This is a genomic window from Streptomyces tibetensis (genome assembly GCF_007655005.1).
GTDB classification, from domain to species: domain Bacteria; phylum Actinomycetota; class Actinomycetes; order Streptomycetales; family Streptomycetaceae; genus Streptomyces; species Streptomyces tibetensis.
Map to the genome: position 1 here is coordinate 63,177 of NZ_SZVW01000002.1, position 12,742 is coordinate 75,918.

At 73.4% G+C, this 12,742-nt stretch carries 13 protein-coding genes; 5 read left to right on the forward strand and 8 right to left on the reverse strand.

Translation table 11 applies throughout. From position 1 onward, the window contains the following. Positions 1-52: 52 nt before the first annotated feature. From FDO69_RS02760 to FDO69_RS02785, 6 genes are all read right to left on the reverse strand, one after another. Positions 53-649: an RNA polymerase sigma factor gene (locus FDO69_RS02760; RefSeq protein WP_104778468.1), complete on the reverse strand. Its 597-nt coding sequence runs from the start codon at positions 647-649 to the stop codon at positions 53-55. 174 nt (positions 650-823) lie between these two features. Further along, positions 824-1,966: a beta-ketoacyl synthase N-terminal-like domain-containing protein gene (locus FDO69_RS02765; protein WP_104777983.1), complete on the reverse strand. Its 1,143-nt coding sequence runs from the start codon at positions 1,964-1,966 to the stop codon at positions 824-826. Continuing rightward, positions 1,963-3,186 carry a beta-ketoacyl-[acyl-carrier-protein] synthase family protein gene (locus FDO69_RS02770; RefSeq protein WP_104777984.1) on the reverse strand — a complete coding sequence of 408 codons (1,224 nt, stop codon included), beginning with the start codon at positions 3,184-3,186 and terminating at the stop codon, positions 1,963-1,965. Before FDO69_RS02770 ends, FDO69_RS02765 begins: the two co-directional genes overlap by 4 nt. Continuing rightward, positions 3,179-3,454, reverse strand: coding sequence for an acyl carrier protein (locus tag FDO69_RS02775; protein ID WP_104777985.1), 276 nt, complete (start codon positions 3,452-3,454; stop codon positions 3,179-3,181). The genes FDO69_RS02770 and FDO69_RS02775 overlap by 8 nt, the downstream gene beginning before the upstream one ends. A gap of 83 nt (positions 3,455-3,537) precedes the next feature. Continuing rightward, positions 3,538-4,818, reverse strand: coding sequence for an NAD(P)/FAD-dependent oxidoreductase (locus tag FDO69_RS02780; RefSeq protein WP_104777986.1), 1,281 nt, complete (start codon positions 4,816-4,818; stop codon positions 3,538-3,540). Continuing rightward, positions 4,815-5,684, reverse strand: a complete 870-nt coding sequence (locus FDO69_RS02785) for an alpha/beta fold hydrolase (RefSeq protein ID WP_159030586.1) — start codon at positions 5,682-5,684, stop codon at positions 4,815-4,817. Before FDO69_RS02785 ends, FDO69_RS02780 begins: the two co-directional genes overlap by 4 nt. Positions 5,685-6,062: 378 nt before the next feature. On the opposite strand from FDO69_RS02785, the gene FDO69_RS02790 reads away from it, so the two are divergent. From FDO69_RS02790 to FDO69_RS02805, 4 genes are all read left to right on the forward strand, one after another. Next, positions 6,063-6,863: an AfsR/SARP family transcriptional regulator gene (locus FDO69_RS02790; RefSeq protein WP_104777988.1), complete on the forward strand. Its 801-nt coding sequence runs from the start codon at positions 6,063-6,065 to the stop codon at positions 6,861-6,863. 63 nt (positions 6,864-6,926) lie between these two features. Next, a complete protein-coding gene (locus tag FDO69_RS42975) occupies positions 6,927-7,082 on the forward strand; it encodes a hypothetical protein (RefSeq protein WP_420878481.1) in 156 nt (51 codons plus the stop codon). Positions 7,083-7,162: 80 nt separating this feature from the next. Beyond that, entirely contained in the window at positions 7,163-8,662 is a 1,500-nt protein-coding gene (locus FDO69_RS02800) for an APC family permease (protein WP_104777989.1), read from the forward strand. A 2-nt stretch (positions 8,663-8,664) separates the two neighbouring features. After that, positions 8,665-9,084, forward strand: coding sequence for a universal stress protein (locus FDO69_RS02805; RefSeq protein WP_104777990.1), 420 nt, complete (start codon positions 8,665-8,667; stop codon positions 9,082-9,084). A gap of 78 nt (positions 9,085-9,162) precedes the next feature. On the opposite strand, the gene FDO69_RS02810 is transcribed toward FDO69_RS02805, so the two are convergent. Both FDO69_RS02810 and FDO69_RS02815 read right to left on the reverse strand, forming a co-directional pair. Further along, positions 9,163-9,534, reverse strand: a complete 372-nt coding sequence (locus tag FDO69_RS02810) for a hypothetical protein (protein ID WP_104777991.1) — start codon at positions 9,532-9,534, stop codon at positions 9,163-9,165. Positions 9,535-9,596: 62 nt separating this feature from the next. Continuing rightward, positions 9,597-11,132, reverse strand: a complete 1,536-nt coding sequence (locus FDO69_RS02815) for an IucA/IucC family protein (protein ID WP_420878482.1) — start codon at positions 11,130-11,132, stop codon at positions 9,597-9,599. A 101-nt stretch (positions 11,133-11,233) separates the two neighbouring features. On the opposite strand from FDO69_RS02815, the gene FDO69_RS02820 reads away from it, so the two are divergent. Then, positions 11,234-12,727: an IucA/IucC family protein gene (locus tag FDO69_RS02820; RefSeq protein ID WP_104777992.1), complete on the forward strand. Its 1,494-nt coding sequence runs from the start codon at positions 11,234-11,236 to the stop codon at positions 12,725-12,727. The last annotated feature ends 15 nt before the right edge of the window (positions 12,728-12,742 follow it).

The following is a 12,742-nucleotide window of genomic DNA, read 5'->3' on the forward strand; positions in this document are numbered from 1 at the left end:
CACAGGCCGCACTCGGAGCCGGAGCCCCGGAACCCTCGGAGATCTGACGGGGTCACACCTCGGCTGCGGCCGCCACGCCCTGGGCGCGAAGCCGGTCGGCGAGCCGGCGCAGGGCGCGGGCTCGCAGCGGTCCCACGGAGCCGCGGGCGATGCCCAGCCGGCGGCTCACCTCGTCGTAGCCGGGCGGGGGGTCCGCGCTGAGCAGGGACAGCAGAGCCCGGTCGCGGGCGGGCAGCCCGGACAGCGCGAGGAGAACCTCGCAGCGGCGCTCCCGCGCGAGCAGGGCGCCCTCGGGCCCGTGTTCCGCGGCGGGGCGGTCGAGAACCGAGCCGTCGCCGACCGGCACGTACCGGCCCGCCTTCCGACCGTGCCTGAGGCTCTCCCGCCGGGCGCAGGTCGTGATCCAGGCGGGGAAGCGGTGCGGGGAGTGCAGCCGGGCCAGGCTCTGGTACACCCGCAGCCAGGTGAGCTGGTACACCTCCTCGCAGTCGTCGGGGTCGAGGCGGTGCGAGCGGGCCACCGTCCACACCAGTGGTGAGTACTGCTCGACGAGCGCCGCCCACGCCCGCTGGCTCCCCGCCAGGCAGTGGGCGACGAGTTCGGCGGGGGAAGCGGGGGCGGTGCGCGGGGCGTCACAGGTACGCGGCACGGGAGCGGTGTTTCCTTCCAGCCGTCGGGCGACGAGGCCGCCTTCGCCGGCACAGGTACGCGGCACGGGAGCGGTGTTCCTTCCCGGTGACGGGCGACGAGTGCGCCTTCGCCGGGCGGCGGGTGCCGTGCCACGGCACGGCGGCACGGCACCCTTCGAGGGATCTGCGGTGCGTCAGGCGAGGACGCCGGACTCCAGGACCGCGCAGCCGACGTTGCCGTCCCGGGCCACGGCGGTGACCAGGGCGAGTTCGCCGGCCGGGGCGGCGGTGTGCCGCCACGCGCCGAGCAGTCCGGCGATCTGCAGCACCCCTGCGGCGCCGAAACACTCGCCGACCGACTCCTTCACCCGGACGCCGCGGCCGGGTGTCCGCCCGCCCAGGGCCGCTCGCACCCCGCGTTCCTCGATGCGCTCCAGGCCCGTGAGGCCCGTGGCGCCGTACGACACCGCGCCGACCTCCTCGGGCCGTCGGCCGCAGCGCTCCAGGGCCGCGGTGACGACCGAGGCCAGCGCGTCGGCGAGCCGGCCCCGAGGGCCGTATCCCGTCTCGCAGGCGAGGATCCGGGCGAGCACCGGACGGCCGGCGTCGAAGGCCGTCGCCTCCTGCTCGACCATCAGCATGGCGGCGCCCTCCCCCACGGGCACGTCGACGCCGAGCGCGCCGGAGAGGTGCCAGCCCCAGGCGCTCTGCGGGCAGAACTCCTCCACGCCGCCGACCAGGATGCGGTCGGCGTGTCCCTGACGCAGGGCGTTACGCGCGTACTTGAGGGACTGGACGCCGGAGAGATGGCCGCCCGCGATCGTGGCGTTCACGCCGTGCAGTCCGTGCCGGATGGCGATCTGGCCGGCCGCGCAGTTCATCACCGTGTTCGGGAAGAGGCTGGGATTGACCAGATACGGCCGCTCCTGACGCAGGGTCTCCATGGAGAACTCGCTGGAGCTGCGGATGCTGCCGGTGCTGGTGCCCAGGACGACTCCCGAGCGTTCTCCGGCCCGGCCGGGGTAGGTGTCGAGCGTCAGCCGGCAGGCCACCAGAGCCAGTTTGGTCGTCCGGTCCAGGTGCCGAGTGCCCTTGCGGCCGATCAGCTCGGCCACCGGCAGATCCGGGACGACCCGCACCGGCCGGGGCGGCAGGCTCTCCTCGCTCAGCCCCGTGGGGTCGGCGTGTCCGGCGATGCCCTCGACGACGGCGCGTCCGAGTGCCTGAAGTCCGATGCCCGCGGCGCTCACCGCGCCGACCGCGGTGACGGCGAGCGGCGTGGCGGACGGCACCGGGCCGGCGGCCGCGGGGGCCGAAAGGGCTGCGGCCGAGGTCATGCGACCCTCCCGAGGATCGTGATGGCGTTGTTGCCGCCGAAGGCGAAGCCGTGGTTCTCGACGATCCGCGGCCGTGCGTCACGTGCCCGGCCGGGTATCGGATCGACGCCCGGGCCGAGGTCGGGGTCGGTGCGCTCCACACCCGCGGTGGGGGGCAGGAAGCCGTCGTACAGCGCCCGGCAGCAGATGAGCGCGCCGAAGCCGCTGGCCGCCCCCATGGTGTGGCCGATCATGGACTTGATGGAGCTGATCGGAGGGATGCGGTCCCCGAACACCTCGCGCACCGCGGCGACTTCGGTGGCGTCGTTGGTGCGGGTGCCGGTGCCGTGGGCGCAGATGTAGTCGATCTGCTCGGGCTCGACCCCGGCGCTGCGGTGGGCCGCGCGGATGCAGGCGGCGATGCTCGTCGGGTCGGGGTGCACCATGTGCTCGGCGTCGCAGTTGACGCTGTAGCCCAGCACCTCGGCGTAGATCCGGGCGCCGCGCGCGACGGCCCGTTCGTAGGGTTCGAGGAGCAGCGCGACCCCGCCCTCGGCGGTGAGGATGCCGCTGCGGTCGGCGTCGAAGGGCCGGCAGACCTCCTCGGCGAGGGCGCCGAGCCGGTAGAACCCGGCGTGTGCCCAGCGGTTGAGCGAGTCCGCGCCGCCCGCCAGCATGTACTCGGCCTCGCCGTCGGCCACCATGTCGAACGCGTAGCCCAGGGCGTAGTTGCTCGCCGAGCAGGCGGTGGCCAGGGTCAGCGCCTCCCCGGTCAGGCCGAGTTCGCTGTTGACGGCGGCCGCGATCCGGCCCGCCGGCACCGAGCCGACCACGTCCGGGGATAGGGACTTGAGGCCGTCGGCGGCCCAGGCGCCGACGAGTTCCTCGATGACGGCGGACTCGCCGCTCGTCGTGCCCATCGCCGAGCCGGCCCGGGTGCGGGCCAGGTCGTCGGCGGCCAGTCCCGCGTCCTGGACCGCGAGCCTGGCGGCCGAGGCCGCGAACTGGCCGCTGCGGCCCCAGTGCGCGGGGTCGATGCGCTCCAGCCACCGGCGGGGCTCGAAGTCGTGGACCTCACCGGCGTGGACGTGCGGGAACCCGCTGGGGTCGAAGGACCGTACGGGGGAGGTGGTGCGTCGCCCGGCCCGGATGGACTCGGTGAACTCGTCCGCGCCGATGCCCGCGCTGCTCACCGCGCCGAGACCGGTGACGACCACCCGGCGTGCGCCGCGCTCAGACATCGCGGGTCTCCTTCAGGCTTCGGGACACCACGGCGCGCACCCCGTCGAGGTTGGTCATCTCGGTCAGGTCGTCCTGGGGGATGGTGACGCCGAGGTCCTTCTCGATGCGGGCGAGGATCTCGATGGCGAGCAGCGAGTCGGCGTCGTGGTCGTCGATGAAGCTGCTGGTGTCGGTGAGCTCCTCGGGCTCCAGCTCCAGGACCTCGATGACGATCGCGCGGAGGACTCCGTCCTGCTCGGCGGTGAGGACGGAAGCGGTGCTGGTCATGATGGCTGCCTTTCGTGACAGGAGCGTGGTGTGGTGCGTGCGGAACGCGTCGTGACGGACCGGGCCAGGGCGGGCCGCGGGCATCAGCGCAGCGGGCCCGCGTCGGCCACCGCCGGGCGGGCGGGAGTGCCGCGGTGGCGGAGGTTGACCGCCGACGCCCGGGCCAGGGCCACCGGGTTGAGGAACCGCAGCGGGCCGATGAGGCGGGAGGCGAACATGTGCATGTGCCGGGCCATGGCCTCGTCGCGGGCCGCGGCCGAGAACATCAGCCGCTCGAAGGGGTTGAACGGACGGGACGTGGCATAGTCGGCCGCGAGGTGCTGGTGGCCGGCCAGGGCCTTGCGGTGCCGGCGCCGGTAGGCGCCGAGGGCGGCGGTGAGGTCTCCGCGTCCGGTCACCGCGTCACCCACCGTCTCGGCGAGCCACTGCCCGGACTGCAGGGCCCAGCCGCAGCCGACGCCCCACAGCGGGTCGCCGCACAGGGCGGCGTCGCCGACGAGGGCGACACCGGGCGCGGTCGGGCGCCTGCTGTGCAGGGGGTAGTTCACCGTGCCGGTGATCTTGGTGATGCGCTGGGCGAGGTCGATCGGCGGCGCCTGCGGCAGGTCCCGGACGAACTGCAGGAAGCTGCCCTCGAGATCGTCGCGGAAGGCGGGGAGGCGTTTCTTGTCGGGGATCACCGCGACGACGGTGACGCCGTCGTCGTTCGGCATGGCATAGGCCATGTCCGGCTCCAGGAACCAGGAGTGGGTGATGCCGTCCTTGAGCGGCAGGTCCCGGAAGTGCGCGAAGTAGCTGAAGCGGCCGTTGGCGTGGGTGCGGCCGGGCACGCCGGCGAGCCGGGCGACGGCCGAGTCCTTACCGTCGGCGCCGACGACGAGCCGGGCGCGGATCTCGCTCTCGCCCTCGTCCCGGTGGGTGACGCGCACGCCCACCGCACGGCCGTCCTCCTTCACCAGGCCGGTCACGGCGTGCCCGAGCAGCAGGTCGACGCCCGGGGTCTCGGCGGCGCGGTGGCGCATCATCGGGTCGAGCGTGCTGCGCCGCACGTTGTAGGCGTACGGCAGCTCCGGGCCGCCGGGGGGCGCCTTGGGCTCGATCCAGCCCCACCGGGTGTACCAGCGGGCCTCGTTGCGCACCGCGCCCGCCTTCTCCAGTTCCCCGATCAAGTCGAGCTCGGCGAGCACCGGGTGGGCGCAGGGCTGCAGGTAGTGGGTGCACAGCACCTTGTGGGCCGCGGGGTCGGAGCGGCGCTCCAGCAGGGCGACCCGGGCTCCGCGCCGGGCCAGCAGGATGGCGGCGGTACTTCCCGCGATGCTGGCTCCGCTGATGACGACGTCGTAGGAACGGTTCTGCAGGGTCATGCGCTGAGGGCCTCCGTGTCGGGCTCGTACAGGCCGAGCCGGCCGAGGAATTCGACGATGTGCGCCGCGACCGCCTCCGGCGCCTGGACCTGGCAGAAGTGCCCGAAGGACGGGTCCTGCGTGGCCTCGGCCGCGGGGAGGCGCCGCAGGAGTTCGCGCACCGCCTCCGGCGGCGCGGACGGGTCGTGCTGACCGCTGACCAGGCGCACCGGGGAGCCGATCCGGTGCAGCGGGAGCTCCGCCACGCGGGCGAGGGTGGCGTAGAACTGCAGGAAGCCGTGCGGTTCCACGCGCTCGCGGACCTTGCCGGTCATCGCCTCGATGATGTCCGCGGGGACGGTGGCGGCGCGCCGTCCGAGCCGGCCGCGCAGCCCCTCGCCGAGCACACCGCGGAAGCGCCGTACGGCCTCCGCGTAGAACTCGGGGTCCAGGGGCCGGTCGTGCGGCCGGTAGACGGGGGCCACGAGGACGGCCGGCGGCTGGTGGAAGGCCGGGCGGCGGGCGAGCAGGTCCAGCAGGGTCGTGGCGCCGAACGAGTGGGCGATGATCGCGTCCGGCCGGCCCGGCACCAGGGCAAGGGCCTTTTCCAGCCAGAGAGCCGGTCCGCCCTCGTCCGCCCAGCGGTGGGACGAACCGGAGGACCAGGGCAGTCGGAGGGCGTACAGACGTAGGTGTGCGGGGAGTCGCCGGGCCAGGGGCGACCAGGTGTCGGGGCCGTCCTCGAAGCCGTGCACCAGCACGAGGACCGCCCCGCCGGGAGAGGCCGCCGGCCGCTCCAGCACGCGTAACGACTCGCCGCCCACCACACGCTCGGTGACCGGCCGCCAAGCCTCACCCTTCGGTGAGCCGTGGTCTGCCAACAACACTCGCATCACTCCTAGAGCGGGTCCCCGGGAGGCGTCCCGGCGGGATCGGACGCGGCCAAAGCTACGAAGTCCGCTCGTGGTGCGGGAGTTGCGTAGCGTGATCGTGGAGCCACGCTTTAGAACGGCTTTGGAACCCCTTGCGGAAGAGGCGGCTCCATTTGGAGGGTGTGCCAGATGGGCGCGGCTTTCCGGGAGTTGGGCCGGCCGCGCCAAGAAGGAGTCAAGGGCGGGGAAACCGGCCCGGGAGGGAAGCGGGCAATGCCGTGGTGCGGCCAGGGTCAAGACTTGGTCACCCGGCCGATCGTCGTTGACAGCAAAGAAGCGGATTTCTAGGCTCGACTAAGTGGTAAGTAACTACTAATCACAACGGGGGACAGCATGGACATTTACATACTCGGACCATTTGACGCGCGCATATCGGGCAGAAGACTCACGCCCACCGCGGCCAAACCCGCCAAGCTGCTCGCCCTGCTGGCCGTCGAGAAGGGCCGCACGGTCGCGCTGGACGACTGCATCCGCGAGCTGTGGCCCGGCCGCGTACCCCGCACGGCCAACGCCGCGATCCACACCTACGTCAGCAAGATCCGCGAAACACTCACCGCCGCCGCACCCGGCACGGACCCCAAGTCGATCCTCAGGACCCGGCCCGGCGGATACATCCTGACCCCGCACTCCTGGAGCAGCGACCAGGAGGAGTTCGGACGGCTGACCGAGCGCGGGCACCGGGCCGCAGCCGCCGGCGACGACGCGGCGGCCTCCGCCCAGTTCCGGCGCGCACTCGGGCTCTGGAAGGGCACGGCACTGTCCAACCTCGAGGCGGGCCCCCTGCTGGAGCTGCGCCGCACCGAGCTGGAGGAACGCCGCAAGGCCGCCTACGAACGCTGCGTCGCAGCGGAGTTGCGCCTGGGCCGGCACTACGAACTGCTGGGCGAGCTGGTCGCCCAGGCCGCGGCCGACCGGACGAACGAACAGCTCCACGCCCACCTGATGCTCGCCCTCTACCGCGTCGGGCGGCGCGTCCAGGCCCTGCGGGTGTACCGCGATCTGCGCCATCAGCTCGTGAAGGAACTCGGCCTGGAGCCCTCCCCCGCCATCCAGGCCCTCCAGCGCGCGATCCTCTCCGCGGACCGCTCCCTCCACCACGCCTGGACTCCCGCGCAGGACCGCAGGACGGCGTAGGCCCACGGCAGACCGCCGCGCCCGGCCGCGGATACGTCCGGACGCGGGCGTATCCGGCGGCGGGTGCGCGGGCCCCGCGTCACGGGAGCAGGGCGTGCCGGGGCGTCCCACGCCGAGCGGACCGACGTCCGCGACCTCGCCGAGCGCGGCGCCGGCCACCTGTCCGGCGGGCAGGTGCAGCGGGTCCGGCTCGCGAGCCGCCTCGCAGGGGCGACATGACACCCTGAACGGCCATAAATGAACAAACCCCCTCGAAGGTGCCTGTTGTATGGACGCACACACAACGGGAGCGAGGGAGCATGGCCAAGGACATCACGGACTCGGGCCCGCCCCCGGAGGCGAGCCTGAAGCCCGACGCCATCGGGTTCGTCGACGCGCTGGTCATCGGGCTCAACGCGACCTCCCCCGCGTACTCCGTGGCGGCGGTGATCGGCCCCGTGGTGGCGTTGGTCGGCATCTACGCCCCGGGCGTGATGCTCGCGTCGTTCGTGCCCATGCTGCTGATCGCCTCGGCGTTCTACTACCTCAACAAGGTCGACCAGGACTGCGGCACGACGTTCTCCTGGGTCACCCGCGCCATGGGGCCGTGGGCGGGCTGGCTCGGCGGCTGGGCCATCACGATGACGGGCGTCCTGGTCGTCGGGTCGCTCGCGGACGTGGCCGTGACGTTCTTCCTGCTCGCCGTCGGCCTGGACAGCTGGGCCGACGACGACGTGGTCCGTCAGGTGCTGACGGTACTGCTCATCCTGGTGATGACGGCCGTCTGCGTGATCGGCACCGAGATCTCGGCCAAGGTGCAGAACGTCCTCATCCTGGCGCAGGTCGCCTGCCTGCTCGCCTTCGCCGTGGTGGCGCTCTACCGCGTCTACGCCGACACCGGCACCCTCGACGCCATCGACCCGGAGTTCGGCTGGCTCGACCCGTTCGGAGCCGGCGGAGCGTCACTGACCGCGTCCCTGCTGCTGGGCGTGTTCATCTACTGGGGGTGGGAGTCCGCGGTCAACCTCACCGAGGAGGTCGAGGACTCGGCCACCGCCCCGGGCAGGGCGGCCGTCTGGTCGACGGTGCTGCTGCTGGTGACCTATGTCGCGGTCGCCTTCGCGGTCGTGGGCTACGCCGGTACGGACTACCTCGCCGAGAACGCGGCGGAGGAGGAGTTCATCTTCGCCCTGCTCGCCGAGGAGGCCATGGGCGGCTGGGACTGGGTGGTGCTGCTGGCGGTCTCGACGTCCGCCCTCGCCTCCACCCAGACGACGATCATCCCCGCGTCCCGCACGGGCCTGTCGATGGCCCGCCGGCATGCCCTGCCCGCGCACTTCGGCCGCATCCACCCGCGCTTCCGCACCCCCGACGTGAGCACCTGGTGGGTCGCGGGCATCGCCATCGTCTGGTACCTCGTCCTGTTCCACATCAGCGAGAACGCGCTCTTCGACTCCCTCACCGCCCTGTCCCTGCTGATCGCGTTCTACTACGCGCTCACGGGGCTCGCCTGCGCGGTCTACTACCGCCGCCAACTGACCCGCAGCGCCCGCAACTTCCTCCTGATCGGCCTCGGGCCGCTGATCGGCGCGGGACTGCTGGCGTGGCTGCTGGTGGAATCCGTGGCGGACATGTCCGACCCCGACAACTCCTACAGCGGCGTCTCGTGGTTCGGGTTCGGCCCGCCGCTCGTCATCGGCATCGGCATCGTCGCCGCGGGCGTGATCCTCATGGTCGTGTGGCGGCTGATGGCGCCCGCCTTCTGGTCGGAACACCCGAGCGTGGTCGACCCGGCGCTCGTCGACGGCAAGGAGTCCTGAAGATGCCGGTGGTCCTCGGCTACGACAAGTCCCCGGGCGCCCTGAGCGCCCTGCGCGTCGCCATCGAGGTGGCGACCGCGTACGACGAACCCCTGGTGATCGTCCACGGCGTCGCCGCCCCCGGCGTCACGGGCGAGGAGTACGGCGCTCATCACGAGGCCGTCCGCGAGGCCGGCAGCACCGCGCTCGCCCATGCGGTCCGGGTGGCCGACGAGGCCGGGGTGCGGACGTCGGTGGAGCTCATCGACGAGCGGCCCGCGCAGGCGCTGATCGAGGCGGCGGCCCGTCATGGTGCCAGGGTCATCGTGGTGGGCACGTGGGGCGAGAGCCCGGTGCGCGGCGCGCTGCTGGGCTCGACCCCGCACAAGCTGCTGCACCTGTCCAGCGTGCCGGTGCTCTGCGTGCCCGCGACGGAGTCCTGACGCTCCCGTCACCCCGGCCGTGTCATGCGGCCCGTGTCATGCGGCCCAGGTCGTGAGCCTTGTTTCGCCGGCCCTGCTTCATGAGCTGCCGGCGGCGCGTTTGGTGAGCGGGCTGAAGACGTACAGGCCGAGGATCTCGGGCACCGGCGCGACGCCGGGGCCGCCCGCCCGCACCCAGGAGACGACGTCCTCGGTGGCGGCCGGGTCGTTGACCAGTCCCAGCCACACCGGACGGCCCCCGGCGGCCCGGCCCTCGGCGGAGGGCTGGACGACGATGACGTTGGCCTGGTCGCAGACGTCGAGGCAGTCGGAGACGCGTACCGGTGCCGCCTCGCGCAGGCGGTCGGTCTGGGCGGCGTGGTCGACGCCTCTGATCTTGCGGGTGCCGCAGCAGCAGTCCCGGCAGACGACGATGCGGCAGGGAAGCCCTGCGTTCGGCGTCGCGGACATACCGTTCCCTCCCTCGCTGCGTGTGGTGATGATCATGTCACGCGGGTGCCGGGCCCGGCGGGTCAGGTCCCTTTCCCGAGCGGGTTGGGCAGGGGCCGGTAGCGGGCGTCGGCACCGTCCGCGCCGGTCCAGCGCAGCAGCAGGTTGGTCTTCGCGGGGAGGGTCGGCGAGGTGAGCAGGGCGGCGACCTCGGGGAGGTCGTGACGGGCGAGTTCGCGACGGGCGGCGGGCCAGGGGTCGAACCCGGGGTGCCGTTCGGTGAGGGCGCCCGCGATCTCGATGAGGTGATTGACGACCAGGCAGTACACGAGCCGCTCCCAGCCGGCCTGCCGCGTCACGTCCGGCAGCAGCTTCACGCCCTCGGCGTCCCGGTACAGCGCCTGCACCGGCAGCCCGTCGGCGTCCACGGCGACCAGCGTGTTCTGCAGATGGGCCTCGATGACGACACCGTGCTCGGCGAACGCCGTCAGCGCCGGGGGCACGACCTGGGCCAGGTACGCCGCCCACCAGGCCCCCGGGTCGGCTGCGCGGTCGAGGGGGCTGCCGTCGAAGCCCTCGACGAGGGCGGCGGCGAGCACCGGGACCGCGCCGGGCAGCAGGCGGTCGGCGAAGCCGTCGCGGACGAGGACGGCCAGGGCCTCGAAGGCGAAGTCGGCGGTGCGGTAGCCGCGGTCGCCGAGCCAGGCCGAGGGCCCGCCGAACGTCTCGAAGGCGGCGTACACGGCCGCGTCCGTCCTGCGCAGGGCGAGCAGGTCGTGGCGCCACAGGCGGCGGATGTCGTTGGTGATGCGCACGTCCAGGCTGAACTTGAGGAAGAGATCCCGCTCGGGCGTGTAGAGCGTGCGGATCGCGGCCGTGGGCCAGGCGTCCCAGGCGGTGGTGCCGAGCCGGATCAGCCTGCCGTCCGCGAAGGCTCCGGTGAGTTCCTGCGCGGCCAGATCGAGCTGCCAGGGGTGGGCCGGGAGCAGCCGGTAGCCGGGCGGGGCCGTGCCGAGGCCATCGAGGGCGGAGGTGTCGCCCTCCTCGACGACGGCGTCCTCGCGCAGCCCCAGCAGGGTGATCGGGAAGCGGGCGTACGCCTCGGGCGCGTACGGCAGCCAGCGGGCTGTGGGGCCGCCCCCGCGCGCCTTGGGCGCCGGGTGGTGGGTGTGGCCGGTCAGGAGGGACTGCTCGGAACGCAGGTAGAGGTCGTCGGGCGGGGTGGCCCGGGCCCGGGCGGCGAGCAGGGCGGCCACGGCGTCGCGGCTGTCCAGCATCTCGGCGGGCAGTTCGTGGTTGGACAGCCCGGTGTGCCGTCGCAGTTCCTCGGCGACGAGCTTGACCAGCTCGGTGTGGCCGACGCGGTGCCAGGCGCCCGCGGCCTCGATCTCCGGCTCGGCGGGCCGCCGCGCTCCGCGCACCCGCAACAGCCGGTCCCCGCCGGGCAGCCGATGAACGCGCCGGTCGCCCTCCCGGCGCACCGGCCGGGCGACCTCCCGCAGCAGGCAGTTCAGCAGGGGCACGGCGGCGTACGCGTCGGCGAGGGCTCCGATGGCCGGGTCACCGCCGTGGGCCGAGTCGTCGTCGGCGGGCGGGGGCATGAGGTCCACGCGTTCCACTCGTCCCTATGGTCGTTCCAGCGTGCCGGGCGGAGATGATCAGTATGTCGGTCGTCGCCGTTCCGCTGTGACGCCCCTATTCGTACCCGAGGAGCCCGCCCGTGCACCGTCCCCCCACCGCCGAGGCCGAGGTCGCCGACGAGCTGTCCGTGGTACGGCCCGGGCTCCTGCCGCGGTACGAGGCCGAACTGCCCGGTGCCCGGTCGGCCGTGCTGTCCCGGCTGTGGCGCGGTCTCGCCCATGAGCCGCTGCCCTGGGTCATGGGCCGGGAGCAGACCCGAGACGGTCTGGCGCTGTCCCTGTCCGACGGCCGCCGGCTGCACGGTCCCCGGCCGGATCCGTACGCGACCGGCGCCTACGTCACCGTCGTACGGCTGGACGGGGCGGCGTACGCGGATCCGGCGCGGCTGATGACGGACCTCGCCGTACCGCACTCCGCTTCCTTCGCCGCCGAACTCGGGCACAGTGTCGCCTCGTTGGCGCTGTCGCGGGCGGGGCAGGAGGGTGACGGGGAGGACTGGCCGGAGAGCGACTGGGAGTGGGAGCAGCGGATCGTCGACGGGCATCCGTTCCATCCGACGTGCCGGTCCCGGCCGGGCTTCTCGGTGGCCGAGCAGCTGGCCTACGGGCCCGAGCACCGGGCGGTCGTGGAGCTGGGGCTGGTGCCGGTGCGGGCGGAGGAGTGCCTGGTGACGGGCGTGTGGCCGGACGAGCTGCGGGACGGGGGGCGGGTGGTGCTGCCGGTGCATCCGTGGCAGGCGGCGCATGTGCTGAAGCGCACCTGTGAGCAGCGGCGGCCCGCGCATCCGCTGATGTCCCTGCGGACGCTGGCCCTGCCCGGCGGGCCGCAGGTGAAGACCTCGCTGAGCGCCCGGCTGACGTCCTCGGTACGGGACATCTCCCTGCCCTCGGTCGCCGCCTCGGCGGTGCTGTCGGACTTCGCGGGGGCGCCGGCGGCGCGAACGGACGGTCTGCTGCACGTCACCCGCACGCTGGGCGCGGCGGCGGCCGGTTCCCCGGACTTCGCGGCCGTCCTGCGGGAGTCGCCGCAGACGTACGCGGGCAGCGGTGAACGCATCCTGCCGGTGGCGGCGCTGGCCACCACCGACCTCCCCCGCTCCCCCGCCTGGCTGGCCGGTTTCGCACGGCTCACGCTCACGGTCGGGCTGCGGCTGCTGGAGCTGGGCGTGGCCCTGGAGGCGCACGGCCAGAACCTCCTGGTGGTCCTCTCGGCGGCGGGCGACCCGCTGCGGCTGGTCTACCGCGATCTGGCCGACATCCGCGTCAGCCCGGCCCGCCTGGCCCGGCACGGCATCACGGTGCCCGAGCTGCCCGCCCGGATGGTCACGGACGACGAACGCGCGCTCCGCCGTAAACTGTTCGGCTCGCTCGTGGCGGGCGCGCTGGCCGGCACGGCCGGGTCGGGCCCGGCGCTCGGAGCGGCGCTGGAGACGGCCGTCCGGGACCTGCCGCGCACCCCCGACCTCGCGGCACTGTGCGCCGATCCGCTGCCCACGAAGGCGCTGACGCTGATGCGGCTCTCGCCGCAGACGCCCGGGGACCAGTGGGCGGAACTTGCCAACCCCTTGCGGTGAAGCCCGTTTTGGAAC